Below are 16,182 nucleotides of genomic sequence, written 5' to 3'. Positions count from 1 at the left end.
CAATGTTGCCGATTTTCTTGCATTATTGTCCGATTTTGACCTAACGCATATATTCACTTCCTATTTACCATTGTTGCGATATCAGAAAAATAAGACAGCAGAATTAAGTAAATGAAAAAAATTAAGATGGGAATGGTCGGCGGCGGCCCGGACGCCTTTATTGGGGCTATACATCGAATGGCAGCGCAGCTTGATGGACAAATCGAACTGGTATGTGGCGTATTCAGCAGTACGCCACAACGCTCATATGAATACGGAAGACACCTGGGTTTAAAGGCATCTCGCTGCTATCGGCATTTCAATGACATGCTTGAGCAAGAGTCGTCATTGCCAGAGGGCGAGAAAATGGAGCTATTAGCCATAGTGACGCCAAACCACCTGCACTTTCAAATGGCCAGCGATGCGATTAAACATGGTTTTCACGTGATTTCAGATAAACCAGCCACCATCTCATTGGCACAGGCACTTACCTTGGCTCGTCAGCTTGCCTGTTCTGACGTGTTATATGCGCTGACCTATACCTATACAGGCTATCCAATGGTCAAGGAAGCGAGATATCGGGTACATGCCGGTGAGTTAGGAACAGTTCGCAAAATTATTGTTAGTTATCACCAGGGTTGGCTGAGTGGTAAAAACGCTGAGAGTACAAAACAAGCCAGCTGGCGACTTGACCCTGAACAGGCCGGGTTAAGTTGTTGTATGGGAGATATTGGTGTCCATGCTGCTAATCTGGCTGAGTACATCAGCGGTCAGGCTATCACTCACGTATGCGCGGATCTTGATACAGCTTACGAGCACAGGGCACTGGATGATGATGGCACTGTACTCCTCAGATTTGGTGATGAAATCAAAGGTGTATTGCTGGCAAGTCAGGTAGCAACAGGAGAAGAGAACAACCTTTCCATCAGTGTTTATGGAGATAAAGGAAGCCTAAAATGGCAGCAGCAATCCCCCAACAGCCTGACACTCAGATATGCTGACAGCTCGACGCGGGTTATCCGCAGTGGGGTTGCCAATGAATCTCCCCTTGCTATTGCAAGCACAAGATTGCCGGCGGGTCACCCTGAAGGGTATGTAGAAGCCTTTGCCAATTTATATCGTAATTTTGCAGCGCAAATTCGGGCGAAAAAATCAGTTCAACCACCTTGTGACAGTGCACGAGACGTACCCGGGATCAAAGAAGGGATCCGGGGGATGGCGTTTATCGATAGTGTCGTGCGGGCCAATGGGTCATCACAAAAATGGCATGCTGTTCAGGGAGTGCAATTACATGACTGAAATTAAAGGGCCTGGTATCTTTTTAGCTCAGTTTATCGAGGATGAGGCGCCATATAATTCATTGGAGGGGCTTGCAGAGTGGGCATCAAGCCTGGGATACAAAGCAATTCAACTGCCCACCCACATTGAATCTCTTTTCGATTTAGCGCGTGCGGCCCAAAGTAAAGATTACTGTGAGCATATCAAGGCATTACTGGGGCGCTACAATCTGGTAATTTCAGAGCTCTCAACACATATACAGGGGCAACTGGTTGCTATAGCACCTTGTTATGTTGAGATGTTTGCGGGATTTTATCCAAACACCCTGAATAATGATCCCGATTCAATTTCTTTGTGGGCGAGTGAACAACTGACGCTCGCTGCTCAGGCAAGTAAAAACTTGGGGCTCAGTGCACATGCCACTTTTTCTGGCGCATTGCTTTGGCCTATGGTTTATCCCTGGCCTCAACGGCCAGCTGGTTTGGTAGAGCAGGGGTTTGAAGCACTTGCGCGGCGTTGGATGCCGATCCTTGAGGTTTTTGATATTGCAGGGGTAGACGTTTGTTTTGAACTGCATCCCGCGGAAGATTTACATGATGGAGCCAGTTTTGAGGCGTTTCTCAGACATGTAAATCATCATCCCAGAGCCAATATATTATATGACCCCAGCCATCTACATCTACAACAGCTGGATTATCTTGCCTTTATTGATTTGTATCACGACAGGATCAAGGCGTTTCACGTTAAGGATGCGGAATATCGTATTAATGGGCGGACCGGTGTGTACGGCGGATATCTTAGCTGGCAAGACAGAGCTGGACGTTTTCGCTCCCTTGGCGACGGTCAAATCGATTTTAGCGCAATCTTCAGCAAACTCACGCAATATGGCTTCGATGGCTGGGCTGTGTTGGAGTGGGAGTGTTGTATAAAGGATCCCTATATAGGCGCACTGCAAGGGGCCCAGATCATTAAAGATCTGATCATTAAACCGACATCAAAAGCCTTTGACGATTTTGTCGGCGGAGCCAGTTGTGAGAAGACAAACAGGCGTCTCCTTGGGCTAGAGGAGCGTGAAATATGAGCAAGCAAGTCAAGCAATGGGCATTTATTACAGCGTGCGTTGCGCTGACAGTAACAGCGATGACTTTTGCTATCCGTGCAGGCATGTTGTCGCAGCTTAGCCAGGTATTGCAGCTGACCGACAGCCAGCTTGGCTGGGTTAATGCAATGGCATTTTTCGGATTTCCTGTAGCCACAATCGTCGGTGGTGCACTTTACAAAGTGCTGGGTGCTAAGCGGTTACTCATGATTGCATTTATTGGCCATATCTTGGGTTTATTATGCACCCTGTTTGCCTCTGGGTTCTATAGCCTGATGTTTGCAACCTTCCTTATAGGTCTGGCGAATGGCGCTGTTGAAGCAGGCTGTAACCCAATGGTTACCCAGTTATTTCCCGGTAAACAAACAACCATGCTAAACCGGTTTCATGTTTGGTTTCCGGGCGGTATTGTGTTGGGAGCGCTGGTTTCAATATCAATGACCTATTTGGGCCTTGGCTGGCAGTCTCAGTTTGCCTGCCTACTTGTTCCGACTTTGCTATATGGCGCATTGCTTATTCGTTTACCCGACAACCTTACCGAAGAGCAGACGCCTGCGAATCCTCAGCGCGCTGCGTTAAAGGCTCTGTTTTCACCAATCTTTTTGTTCATGCTGTTGTGTATGACACTGACAGCGAGCACTGAGCTGTTAACCCAACAATGGATTGAGCGCATACTCCGGGAGTCCGGTGCGTCTGCCATGCTGACTTTGGCGCTGATCACTGGGGTTATGGCTGTCGGGCGTTATTTTGCAGGGCCTGTCATTAAGCAACTTAACCCACTGGGTGTGCTGCTAATGTCCTCTGTGACGGCGTATACAGGGATCCGCTTTATGTCCATTGCCCAGGGCACAGAGGTGTATTACGCAGCTATCATTTTTGCCCTGGGGGTTACTTATTTTTGGCCCACTATGCTTGGGTTTGTGTCTGAGAAGCTGCCCAGGACTGGTGCACTTGGCCTGGGAGTAATGGGGGCTGCTGGCATGCTTGCTGTTAGTATCTGGAACCCTGTTATAGGCCAGTTAATCGAGCGAGAGCAGGCACCAGGCACTCAAAATGCATTCGATACTTTAGTTGCTTTGAGTTACTTCCCACTTAGTCTGATTGTGGCTTTTGGAGTGCTTTTGTTGGGCAGCTTCTATAAAGCCAGACGCCAAACTCCTAACGAGGTATGCCATGACAGCTGAACACACTAATCAATCAAGAAGGCGCTTTTTACAGGGGGTACTCATTAGCTTGGGAGCTGGTCTGAGTCAGGGGTTTATTGGTGAGAATGCTCTGGCAGCAGCGCTGAGTTATCGGATTACGCCCGACGGTGAACCCCATCAGGCTAAAGTGTTGAGTGATGAACAGCTGAAGCTGCTAAAGAGAGTATGCAACACTATAATCCCGGCAACTGAAACGCCCGGCGCTGGTGATATAGGCGTTCATGGTTTTATTGATCATCAGTTGTATCACTGCTACGACCTGAATGCACATACCCGGATGCGGGCGATACTGAGCGTTATCGAAACCAGCAGTCTGCGTATATATGGACACTCATTCGAGCAGCTTAATGGCGAAAAGCAGGTCGTTCATTTAACCCGGTTAGAGACCGCAGCCAGGCCGTTCACAGAGCAGCAACGCGCTGATTTTAAACAGCTTAAGGGACTGGTTTGCTTTGGTTACTATACGTCAGAAACCGGTGCCAGTAAGGAGCTTGTATATCAGGCTTATCCCGGTGGTTTCAAAGGCCAGGTTGCCTATAGCGGGCAACCTGGCTATGGCTCTTTGGCTTATTACTGAGGAGCTATGATGTACATCAAAGAATCAAAACAAACGTATGATGCCATTGTAATTGGCTCTGGGATAACGGGAGGATGGGCTGCAAAGGAATTCTGTGAAAAAGGATTTAAAACTCTGCTCATCGAGCGAGGGCGAGTTGTTGAGCATCGTAAAGATTACATCGGCGAAGGCAAACCACCATGGGAACAGCCGCTTCGTAGCAAAGTGTCACTGGCGGAGGTTGAACAGCAATATCATATTCAGAAAAATTGCTATGCCTTTAATGACAGTACTAAGCACTTTTTTGGCAATGATAAAGACTTACCTTTTGAAACGGCAAAGGGCACTGATTTTTGGTGGATCCGCGCCAATCAGTTGGGTGGTAAATCTTTATTATGGCATCGCTTTTCATATCGCTGGAGTGATTTTGACTTTAATGCGAATAAATTGGATGGATATGGAAATGACTGGCCTATTCGATATCAAGACCTGGTGCGCTGGTATTCCTTTGTAGAGCGTCATGTGGGTATTTGCGGGCAGAAAGAGTCATTGCCACAACTTCCCGACAGTGAATTTTTACCTCCGTTTGATATGACGGCGCCGGAGTTATACATAAAACAACAGCTTGAAGCTGCTTTTCCCGATAGAAAGCTGATCCACGGCAGGCAGGCACATTTGACTAAACCCAGCGCACATCATCTGGCTCAGGGCAGGGGACAGTGTCAGGCGCGTAATGAATGCCAAAAAGGCTGTTCCTTCGGTGCATACTTCTCGACGCAAAGCTCAACACTTCCGGATGCAGCGAAAACCGGAAACTTACACATAGCGCCAAATAGCGTGGTGCACAGCCTGATCTACGATGCCATCAGCAATCGCGTTAAAGGTGTGCGAGTCATAGATAATGATGACCTGTCACAACGCGAGTATTTTGGCAAAGTGGTGTTTTTATGTGCATCTACGCTGGGTTCTACACAAATCTTGCTTAATTCTCGTAACAAGGCTTTTCCTAACGGCCTTGCCAATCGCTCTGGCGTGCTAGGCCATTATCTTATGGATCATAACTATAACGCCTGGGCCAGAGCAGAGATCCCTGGCTTTGAAGACACTTTTTATTCCGGCAGACGTCCGGGCGGCTTGTACATACCTAATTTCTACTTCAAGCCGGATCCAAAAAGACCATTTTTACGCGGATATGGCATGTCTGCGGGAGCTTATCGTGAGGATTGGAAGGCGTTGCAGCACAAGGATGGTATTGGTGCCGCATTCAAACAGCAGTTACAAAAGCCTGGAAAGTGGCAGTTCTGGCTGGGGGCACAGGGAGAGATGTTGCCCAGATTCGAAAACAGTGTGCAACTGCACGCATTTAAAAAAGACAAATGGGGTATACCGCAGCTTGAGATTGACTGCAGTTTCTCAGAAAACGAGCGATTGATGATGCTAAACGCCGCAGAGCAGGGCCAGACAATGCTAGAAAAGATAGGCCTGGAAAATGTTTCTTCCGGCCTGCATGACAAACCACCCGGATCAGGGATCCACGAGCTGGGTACAGCCAGAATGGGCAAGGATCCTAAAGACTCTGTACTTAACGGTTTTAACCAGAGTCATGATATTCCAAATCTATTTGTTACTGACGGAGCGAGCTTTTGCTCATCCGCGGTGCAAAACCCCAGTCTGACATTTATGGCATTAACAGTCAGAGCTGTGGACTACGCGGCGAAAGAAATCGCCGCAAGACGTATTTAAACAATAAGGATACTTACTATGACGTTTTTTAAACGCTTTCTCACAACGCTGGTATGCATGGGGCTGCTAACTGCATGTAACGCGCAAAAGGATGCTCACGGCGAAGACAATCAAGCGATTTTGCGCCTTGAACGGTCACAGATCCCCGCAATTAGTGTGCAGTTATGGTCGGTCAACCATACGCTGAAAAAGGACTTTAAGGGCACTTTAGAAGCTATCTCAGCAATGGGGTTTGATGCGGTTGAGTTTGCCGGAAACTTTGGCCCTTATCACAATGATCCACTGGGGTTAAAACGCTATCTGGATGCTCTTGGTCTTGAGGTAAGTGGTGCACACGTAAAAATGCGTGATTTAACCGACGATAAGTTTGAACAGACAGTGGCTTTTTATCAGCAGTTGGGCAGTCCTATGATGATAGTGCCCAGTGATAAACGGGCAGAGCAGGCCGAAACCATAGAATCTTTTGTGGCGGAGCTGAATAAAGTAACCATAAAAATGCGGGCTAAAGGTATGCGTTTTGGTTTTCATAACCATGACCGCGAGCTGGTGCCTTACAAAAACAGCACGTACTGGGATTATATTGCTGCAAATACGCCTGAAGATTTTGTATTGCAACTGGATGTGGGCTGGGCCGAGTACGCTGGAAAAGATCCCGTGGCTTACATTAATCGCTATCCGAACAGAACCATTACTACGCACTTTAAAGCCAAATATCCAGCAACAGTGACAAATAAGAAACCCCTAATCGGACAGGATGTGACTAACTGGCCCGCGGTGATCTACGCCAATGTTAAAAGTGGTGGGACGCAATGGCTAGTGCTGGAGCAAGAAGAATACCCGGACGGATTAACTCAACTAGAGGCGGTTCAGGTATCAAAGCAAGGGTTGGACGACGTCATTGCACAACTGACTAATTAGATCAGCGCAAAACTACATAATTTAGACCTTTTTTCATTGTGAATGCCACGAAGATGGCATAGCAGTCGGGTGCGTGATTGCACCCAAAGTTACACCAGAACAACAAAGCATATCAGCCCGTACCGTCAATCATTGGGCGGGCTTTACAAAGCACTACATATCAACAACAAGGATACAACAAGATGAAGAAACGCATTATTGCGGGGCTATGCTCGTTTAGTGCCTGTATTGCACCTTTAGCAGTGCACGCAAGCGTCAAACATGCCAATACTGAGACGAACGCAGTTGAAGCGAAACTTGCGCACAATGAGTGGCCTCAGGACCCGCTCGTACCCAGCTGTGGGGCAGATCACAATGGTCAGGACTGGGCAAAATTGCAAAAATCTACAACTAAGCAACCTGTGGGGTTGATGGCACCATATGCACAGCCCATGATGGTAGCAGCACAAAGTACGCCATTGTCGCCCGAGCTATTGCGCAACAGCACCGCAGTGGCGGGGCGCTACTATATTCCAGTTGTGTTCCATGTATACGGTGACACCTACAACTGCAGCGATGACAGCCAGAAGTGCCTGACCGACGAGAAAATACAGGATGCGCTGACCAAGTTAAACAATGACTTTCAGGGGTTGTCGCTTGACTCACCTGAGGTCGCTCCTCAGTTTCAGGCGATCCGTGAAAATTTGAATATCGAATTTGTGCTGGCGGGTAAAGACCCTCAGGGCAACCCAACTAATGGCATTGTCCGTTATAGCCACGATCAGACTGGCTACGGCAACCATGATGATGAAACGCTGGTGAAAATACAGGCCGATGCCTGGGACAACTTCAGTTATATGAATGTGTATCTCATGCATGACTTGTATGATGATGGTAAGGAGACTAATTCTGGTGTTGCCTGGTATCCGGAATTAGCGATGACTAAGGAAAATACCGCACGAGTCGTCTATAACGGCCATTATGTGGGTAACAACACCAGTGAGAATTTCCGCTCGGTACTGACTCATGAGTTTGGTCATTGGCTTAACCTGATCCACACCTTCGAAACTAAGCAATGCTCGATTACGAATGAAGCGTTTTGTCATTCAACTGGCGACCGTAGCTGTGATACACCTCAGATGTCTATGCCCGGTGAAATGCAGAATAATGCGCCTAACTGCCTGGGACAGCCGACTAACACCGAAAACTTTATGCACTACTCAGACAACTACGCCATGTTCACCCAAGTGCAGGTTGAGCGAATGACCGCCGCGCTCCATAATCCAGCACGCAGTACTCTATGGTCGAACGATAATTTGATCAAAACAGGTTTGTCGCAGTATGTTAGCAATGCGGGTCACCCCTGGGATGGTAATTCGGGGCTGGATGTCGAACCGCAGGGTGAGGTACTGGCCAGTTACCAAATCCCTTTTGCCGCCAAAGGGTCGGTGGAGACCTTTGAGATAAACCTGCCGGATACCGCACACAATATCCTGTTTTATCTTAATGGTCACAGTGAAGACCCGGATCTGTATGTGTCAAAAGGTCAGATCCCGACACCACCGGCCAATGCTGATGAGCCATGGATAGCCGATCTTATCTCATTTAACAGTCCCGGAGATAGTGAAGCAGTTACGGTGGATACACCGGATGCGAACTTTCCCTATTTTGCCTCTGTCCACGCGTTTACAGCGTACACTGACACCACGCTGAGCGTCATCCAGGGTGAGGATCCCTATCTTAATGACGGTGAGCAGCGTTATACCTTGTTTAAACTCGATGGTCTTTGGGCGAATAAGAAAAATGCATCCTGGCCAGATCGTGCCGGTAAAACCTTTGACTTCCAGTTCAGTGTACCGCAAGACGCAAGCCGTACCGTAATTGTTGTACCAGGTGGTTATCAGGGGCCCAAGATGGCTGATGGGTCAATCAAGAGAAATGGCGACTTAGATATGTACGTGGCCAAAGACAGGGCAGTCTCAAAAACACAGTTTGATTGCCGACCTTTCACCTGGAAAGGGATCACGGAATACTGTGAGTTTGAGGGCGGAGGTGATTTTGAGGTGATCATCGACCCCTTTGAAACTTACAACAATGCCAGCATTCAGGTGTATTACGAAATAGCAGACACGCAAAACCAATTACCGTTCGCGAATATCAACGGCCAGACGCGTGCAGAAGCGGTAGGCCACGCACTGGCGTTTTCAAGCGCCGGGTCTAACGATCCAGATGGTGAGATAGTCTCATTCCTGTGGGATTTTGGTGATGGCACGCAAAGCACACAAGCAGAGGTTGACCATATTTATACAATGACCGGTACTTATCCGGTTAGCCTTACGGTTACTGACAATGCTGGGAATCAAAGCACAGCACATGGCAGCGCAGTGATCACTGAGCTATCTCCTGAAGATGCCCCTTTATGTGAAGACTGTGAGCGTATTTATCTGGCTGACGAGCTAAACCTGGCAGCCAGTGCTGGTGGGCAGACTTATAACTATGAGTTTGCAGTACCGGATGCGGCATCTCTGGTAACCTTTGAGCTGGTCGAGCGTTACAATGGGGACCCGGATATTCATGTTAGTCGAAATCAGGCTGTGTCTAAATCTCAGTATGACTGTCGCCCCTGGGAGGCGCCAAATCAGACCGAATTGTGTCAGTTTGAACAAGGTGGTGTGTTTAACGTGATGATTGACCCGTTCAAGGATTATGAATCGCTGCGCTTCAAGGCGTACTATGATATCCATCGTGATGCCGACCATTCCGCACCAAATCGTTTACCGATAGCCAACGCAGGCGGTAACCAAACCGTCAGAGCCGGGGAACAGATCTTACTGGATGGACGTCAGTCGAGCGATCAGGACGGCGAGCTTATTACCTATCTGTGGGATCTTGGGCATGGCACGACTCAGATGGGTGAAACTATCAGTCATCACTTCGAACGCGCTGGCAGTTACCCCGTTCGCCTTACTGTGACCGATGATAAAGGTGCGAGCAGCAGCACACAGGTTATCATTCGGGTACTTCCGATTGGCGATTTCGATGAAGACGGCAATGTTGACAGTGATGACATCAGCGCGATGCGCGCCGCCATTGCTGCAAACCTGCCACTGGACAGCTCGTTTGATATCAATGGCGATGGCGTGATTGACAATGCTGATGTCACCCAGATGACTGCTTTATGTAGCTTTGCAAATTGCTCGAACATTCCACCGCCACCTCAGCCTCCGCTTGCACAGGCTAGTGTATTGACGAGCGACATTCAAATCGGCCAGTCCGTGGCGTTCAGCAGTGTGGGTTCGGACGATGAGTTCGGTCAGATCACAGCTTTCCACTGGGACTTTGGCGATGGCACACAAAGTGACTTTGCTAACCCAAATCACAGTTACGCACAAGCTGGCGTATATCAGGCAACTTTAACAGTGACCGACAATGACAATATGACAGCCAGCGCAGTTGTCACAGTAGTCGTTGACCATCCGCCCCTGACTAACGCTTGCGAGGGCTCAGATGGTTCAGCGGTGAGACGTCTGACTCCGAGTCAACCGCACTGCATCAACAGCACCCGAGGCTATTCATTTGCAGAAATGGATCGCGGTCCAAAAACAGTTGCTGTTACATTGATTAATGCGCCCGCCGATACCCGTATTTATTTCGGTGACGGTCACTGGCCCAAAGCTGATGGCAGCGATCATGACGCGGTGTCAGTGACAGACGCTGATCAGCAGTGCCTGTTCTATGAAATCACAGATCAATCTCGCTACTGGGGCTATCTGGTGATGTCAGGTAATCCGGTCGGTGCCACCATAGTCGTTGATTATGACGTTGCAGGCTGTCGCCCACATTAATCCCTGAAGACTATAAGCCACACCCTGTGTGGCTTATTTATTGTTACACCTATCGGGCACTGTCTTGAGGGTTAACTGTGCCCGCCATATAACAACACAACTAAATGAGACAACAACATGTATAAAGTAATCAAGATGACACCTCTGGTCATCGCGCTAAGCTCAGCCCCTGGCTGGGCGCATGGTGACAGAGAAACCGCCACCCCCATAAATGACTTTAACGATGACGACGTTGCGCATATCCATGCCGAGACTGAGTATAAAGCGGACGCAATGCACAGTAACAGGCAAATCACACCAAAATCAGAACTGCCCTTTGCAAGCCGTGCCTTTATGTCTTTCAGTAATGTGCTTTCGACTTCATCCAGCTGCCCCGATGAGGTATTCAGTCATCTCAGTGGTTCAGTTTTTCTGGAGGCGATAAGACGTCATGGTAAAGTCTGTATCGATACCTTATTTAACGACAGGCCTGAAACCCTGACTCTGGGGGCCTACACAGATGCTAATTTTGCAACCGTTATCAATGAGCTAAATACCCGCTTGGTTAGCTACGATGGTCAGTCTGATGTTACCTACCTTAGCGCTCTGTTTTACTGGCTAAAAGCTTATTCGTATTACGATTTCAGACGTTTTGTGAACCCGACGACACAGCAAGCTATGGTTAGTGCTATCAATACTCTCTACGCCAATGAGCACTTCTTTGATAAAACTGAAACCAATGCTCAGCTGATCCGCAGTGCGACGGGCATCATTAAAAATGCACAAATAGGTCAGTTTCTGGTGCGACTGACGCTTGGTCTGTTGGCCAGGTATGATGAATCCTATGAGCAAATTAATGACTGGGGCCGCTCAGCAACCCCTTTGTTCTGGCAGGTTCTGAATGACTGTGCCCGTGATACAAGCTGTCGTTCGCAACAGCACACACATGCTTTGATAGACGCAATTACGAATTTCATCAACGACAACTTGATTTGGCTGAGCAAGTCAGCCAATGATTACCATTTGTTCAATCTGGGGTATCAACTGGTTAATTTTTATCGTGGAGAACAAGACGCTCACTTTGCCCAGTTAGAATCCAAGTTACGTACTGAGATCACGCGTATACTGAACAATTACGGACCGCTCAAAACCGACCGTGAACGGACTCTTTATCTGGCTGTACTCGAATCGATAAATTATAACCGTCAGTGTGATACTTACTCAGTGTGTGACAAGCCACAGGAAATCATTACCCAGGTACTTGGTAATCGCCTAACGTGCCCGTCAGGTAATCTGTTTATCTGGGCACAGGATATGACTGAGGAGCAGCTGGCATGGACCTGTAACTCGCTCAAGGTCCATGAAGAGCACTTTCATCAACTATTGCGCACTGATCGGGTCCCGGTTACACCGGATGATAATGACTCGCTCAGAATGGTGATATTCAATGATAAAAAAGAATGGGTTACATACGGTGGCGTGCTGTTCAATGTCAGTACCAGCAATGGAGGGACCTATCGAGAGGGGGATCCGTCCAAGCCGGGCGATCAGGCCACCTTTTATGCTTATGAACACGTATCTGAGCGCCCGATTTTTGATATCTGGAACCTGCGCCATGAATATGTTCATTATCTGGAAGGGCGTTATATCTCACAAGGCGACTTCAATGACAGCAATAGTGCAGGCCGTACAGTCTGGTTCGGTGAAGGGATTGCGGAATATAGCTCGCTGAAGAACTGTAACCCTTATGCTGTTGAGGAGGCCAGAAAGGGGACTTATTCACTTTCCACTATATTCAGCAACGAGTATGGAGTGGGGCAAACACGGATCTACGACTGGGGCTACCTGGCAACACGCTTTATGTACGAGCGACAAAACGCCGCGTTCTTCGATATGCTGGCGTTGTTTAAGGACGGTGATTTTGCGGGGTACCGTTCTGAACTGGTAGACAAATGGGTCGCTCAGAAGTTGTATGACGACCAGTTTTCAAACTGGCTGACACAAGTAGAGTCGACAGGGTGTGTTATTGATACCACGCGTCCTCCCTCACCAGTGGAGCCTGTGAATGTTGATGACATTCAGGGGAGTGATCAGGTTGGCATCAATGCCTGTGGGATGCAGTCAGTGTCTGACAGAACACAGGCAGGTCAGGCCAGGTGTTTGTCAGGTACAGATACCCGACAGCTTAAAGAGTACCCCATTTACGTGCCCGAAGGGCTACAAAACGTTTCTCTGGAGATCACGCTACGCCATGGCACGGGCAATGCGGATCTTTATTATGAGTATGGCCGCCCGGATAACGGCTGGCGTTATACCCATGAATCAAGAGGGCCCGATAACGATGAAACTCTGGTGTTAGATAACATTGAAAAAGGTTGGCACTATATTGCGGTTGGCACCGAAACGGGCTATCAAAATACCACTTTGTTAGCTCGATATATTCAGCAGCCCATTGCGGGTGAAAACGAACTGCAAAATGGGGTCGCTGTCCCCGTCAATGTGTCTGACAGTGGTCAACTGATGTATACCATGGCGGTGCCTGCTGGCGCGACTAATATTACCTTCAGCACCACGGGCGGAACAGGGGAGCTGGACTTGCATGTGAAGTTTGGTAGCGAGGCAAGCAAAACAGACTATGACTGTCGCCCCTGGAAAGTCGGTAACCGTGAAACCTGTCATTTTAGTACAACGAGTGGCGGCGTTTATTATATCTTGCTGAGCGCCGACCCCATGTTTAGCGGAGCTACGCTGATGGGGCATTATGATGTTAACTAGGTCAATCAGCTAAAAACTTGTCAGTGGTATTAATCGGTAAGTGTAGCGGTTTAGCTGCTACCCTAATGAGGGCATATGAGCGTTAACAATGTGCCCTTGTTTTGAAAACTCGTTCATCACTGGGAGTGCCGGCGTCACTTCGTCAGGTATCAAGAACAGATTTAAGCCAATTAATAGCATCTCTTTCGTCTGTGAAAGCTCTAAACATCTGCTCCACATCTTTTCTGTAATGCGCGAACCTGACTTCAACCTCTATACTCCATCTGCAATTGTCAACATTTGCAAAAGCGACACACCCTGAATCAAAAAAGTGCGCCATAGCTTGCGCCCCAAGCTCATAGGCATCAGCAGTGGCACCTTCGTATTCATAGTTATAGAAAAGAATTGCATACCTAGTTAAATGAGATAAGTTGATTTGCTCCTTAATATCACCAACTATCTTTTGATATCCTTCTTTATTGAAGCTCCCTTTACTCTCCACACGTATAATATTGTTGTAAATAGTCTCGCAGCGCCACTGACCATGTGTATTGAATTCTGACATGTAAACTCGATATACAGATGTTCTATCACCTATAAAAGAGTTTAGATGAATCCAGAGGAACCACACAGTAAATAAAGCTCTGGTCGTTTTTATTTAGGGGGCAAGTGACAATAAAACACAGGGGCCCCACTGTAGATAGGCGGTAAACACGAGTTGTAAGAAGCACCTTTTACGGGTACTTCGTATCGCTGAGATGCACTCAAGTACTCTGAAAGCTGAGCACCTATATCGAGGTGAAAAAATAAAGTTTGTTGCCATCCAAATCTCGAACGTACGCACCGTAAAAATGCTCACCTCTGTTTCCAGGGAAACCTTCATCCTTGCCGCCAAGGTCAATGGACTTATTATACAATGCGTCAACCAACGATGGGTCTGATACTTCAAATGCAACCATGACGCCATTGCCGACGGTTGCAGGTTCACCGTCATATGGCTTGATTAAACAAAATTTACTTTTCTCAGGTTCCGTTGCCCAAACTATAAAACGTTCTTCCACCCAAAACCTAGTAGCACCTATCTCAGCAAAAACTGCATCATAAAAACGACTACTTGTCTCCAAATTGTTGGTACCTACCGTGACATATCCAATCATATTGCTTAGCCTACCTATATAATTTCGTTTAGTTATTTTTAGTGCTTCAGCCAATCTAGTTAAGGGCTTTCAAACCTCAGACTAGCTTCTGCCATGTCCAATGATAGATGTAATTCGTATCTTTAAAAATGCACAATCTTGCACTATGATTCTGCAAAAATACACAGCTCGAGATCGTATGTTTAATTGGGATGATATGCGCTACGTTTTACAAGTAGCGAATACAGGTAGCTATTCTGCGGCTGCTAAAATACTTAAAGTTAATCACACTACGGTAGCAAGAAGAGTGTCAGCTTTAGAACAACAAATAGACCTACGGCTATTTACACAGACCTCTGGGGGATTAGTACTGACTGAAGAGGGGCTGTCTATTATTAATGATATAGAAACACTGCAAGACACTACGAATTGTATATCGCGGAAGTTGCAGGGGAATGATCAAACTCTGTCGGGCAGCATAAAGATCACGATGCCAAACGATCTCTACAAATATCTTCTGTCAGACTCAATTGCCAAATTGCTCAACGATTACCCGCAAATCGTATTGAATATGAGCTTAACGGATGCGCTTCATGACCTATCTGCACGAGAATCTGATTTAGCGATGAGGTTTACGATGTCCCCTCCGAAAGACGCGGTAGGTGTCAAAATTGCCTCCCTGAGCCATGCAATATATGGGCACAAAAGTAGACCGATTGTTCGGGAAAACTCGGTCGGACTAGTGGTCTGGGCCCATGAGGTTAATGTTCCCAAGTGGGCTACGTCGAATTTTGAATTTTGTCACATTGCTTTACGTGTCGATGATCTTGAAGGGATGTTGGCAGCCGTCGAATCCGGAGCTGGCGTTGCACTTATGCCTTGCTACTTATCAAAACTTATTCCTCAATCGAACATTGTAAAAATCAAAGACTATGATTTGAGTGTTCCCAGTTGGGAATTGTGGATTCTCTATCATGTTGATGTTAGTAATTCAAAAAAGATTCAAATTGTCAAAGAGCGCCTTGTTACTACTTTAAGAGAATTTAGCTCTATCTTTTAGAAGAGTTGGGCTCTTTCTCTAAATGAATTAAGAGCATGATTGTGTTCAAATCTAGGCATTATGAAAACCGTGCATGGAATCCGTAGTAACCAGGCGTCCGTTTTCACGCCAAAAAAGTTCGTGTTGTTAAGGCTGCTGACTTTTCAAAGACCTCCTATAATGTTGTAAGAGAATAACTACTGGATGGTTTGATGATTAATATTATTAAGCACGCCTTTGACTACATAATCAATGTCGGCTGTTATGAAGATGTCCACGATGTACACAAAGTAAAAGTTACGAATACTTTAGCACTGTTGTCGGCGTTAATAGTAGTTGTAGAACTTTTTATTCTAAGGTTTTTTTGTAATCAAAATGTTATAGTTTTAATGAGCTTGTTTTTGATTGTGATCTGTATTTCTTCAGTCTTCCTTCAGTATTTACGACACTTTTATCTTGCTAGGATGATGCTGTTTATAAGTATTATTCTGTATCTTTTTTTACAGTCGTTCTGGGTTGTAGGCAAAGACGCTGGTGTGCAAAATACTTTCTTTACTTTACTGCCAATACCATTGTAACTCCCCCATAAACTGCAACAGTTCTTGAGTAGAATTTCCATTAACAAAAGAAGGAAGTTTTACGATGAGAAAAAGCAAGTTCACCGAGTCACAA

Annotated in this window: 11 protein-coding genes; 9 read left to right on the top strand and 2 right to left on the bottom strand. The window is 46.9% G+C overall.

Features of this window, described 5'->3' with window-relative positions; genetic code table 11:
* Window positions 1-111 precede the first annotated feature (111 nt).
* The 8 genes from MHN31_RS14530 (at window position 112) to MHN31_RS14495 (ending at window position 13,356) form a co-directional block, all read left to right on the top strand.
* On the top strand, window positions 112-1,278 hold the full coding sequence (locus MHN31_RS14530) for a Gfo/Idh/MocA family oxidoreductase (protein WP_239444579.1): 1,167 nt from the start codon (window positions 112-114) through the stop codon (window positions 1,276-1,278).
* Entirely contained in the window at window positions 1,271-2,338 is a 1,068-nt protein-coding gene (locus MHN31_RS14525; RefSeq protein ID WP_239444578.1) for a sugar phosphate isomerase/epimerase, read from the top strand. The genes MHN31_RS14530 and MHN31_RS14525 overlap by 8 nt, the downstream gene beginning before the upstream one ends.
* Window positions 2,335-3,540, top strand: coding sequence for an MFS transporter (locus MHN31_RS14520; RefSeq protein ID WP_239444577.1), 1,206 nt, complete (start codon window positions 2,335-2,337; stop codon window positions 3,538-3,540). The genes MHN31_RS14525 and MHN31_RS14520 overlap by 4 nt, the downstream gene beginning before the upstream one ends.
* The gene (locus tag MHN31_RS14515) at window positions 3,530-4,138 is read left to right on the top strand and encodes a gluconate 2-dehydrogenase subunit 3 family protein (protein ID WP_239444576.1); all 609 of its coding nucleotides are present in this window, start codon (window positions 3,530-3,532) and stop codon (window positions 4,136-4,138) included. Before MHN31_RS14520 ends, MHN31_RS14515 begins: the two co-directional genes overlap by 11 nt.
* A 9-nt stretch (window positions 4,139-4,147) precedes the next feature.
* Complete coding sequence (locus MHN31_RS14510; RefSeq protein ID WP_239444575.1) at window positions 4,148-5,860, top strand: GMC family oxidoreductase; 1,713 nt, start codon at window positions 4,148-4,150, stop codon at window positions 5,858-5,860.
* Window positions 5,861-5,878: 18 nt separating this feature from the next.
* Window positions 5,879-6,778: a sugar phosphate isomerase/epimerase gene (locus MHN31_RS14505; protein ID WP_239444574.1), complete on the top strand. Its 900-nt coding sequence runs from the start codon at window positions 5,879-5,881 to the stop codon at window positions 6,776-6,778.
* Window positions 6,779-6,960: 182 nt separating this feature from the next.
* A complete protein-coding gene (locus MHN31_RS14500; RefSeq protein ID WP_239444573.1) occupies window positions 6,961-10,602 on the top strand; it encodes a PKD domain-containing protein in 3,642 nt (1,213 codons plus the stop codon).
* Window positions 10,603-10,719: 117 nt separating this feature from the next.
* Entirely contained in the window at window positions 10,720-13,356 is a 2,637-nt protein-coding gene (locus tag MHN31_RS14495; protein WP_239444572.1) for a M9 family metallopeptidase, read from the top strand.
* Window positions 13,357-13,498: 142 nt separating this feature from the next.
* On the opposite strand, the gene MHN31_RS14490 is transcribed toward MHN31_RS14495, so the two are convergent.
* Window positions 13,499-13,900: a hypothetical protein gene (locus MHN31_RS14490; protein ID WP_239444571.1), complete on the bottom strand. Its 402-nt coding sequence runs from the start codon at window positions 13,898-13,900 to the stop codon at window positions 13,499-13,501.
* A gap of 223 nt (window positions 13,901-14,123) precedes the next feature.
* Window positions 14,124-14,492: a VOC family protein gene (locus tag MHN31_RS14485; protein ID WP_239444570.1), complete on the bottom strand. Its 369-nt coding sequence runs from the start codon at window positions 14,490-14,492 to the stop codon at window positions 14,124-14,126.
* Between the two features lie 178 nt (window positions 14,493-14,670).
* Between MHN31_RS14485 and MHN31_RS14480 the strand changes: the two genes are divergently transcribed.
* Window positions 14,671-15,531 (top strand): LysR family transcriptional regulator, encoded by an 861-nt coding sequence (locus tag MHN31_RS14480; protein ID WP_239444569.1) that lies wholly within the window; start codon window positions 14,671-14,673, stop codon window positions 15,529-15,531.
* Window positions 15,532-16,182 lie beyond the last annotated feature (651 nt).

It is taken from the genome of Pseudoalteromonas sp. McH1-42 (assembly GCF_022347845.1).
Taxonomy (GTDB): domain Bacteria; phylum Pseudomonadota; class Gammaproteobacteria; order Enterobacterales; family Alteromonadaceae; genus Pseudoalteromonas; species Pseudoalteromonas rubra_D.
This window is presented reverse-complemented; position numbering and strand designations above follow the sequence as displayed.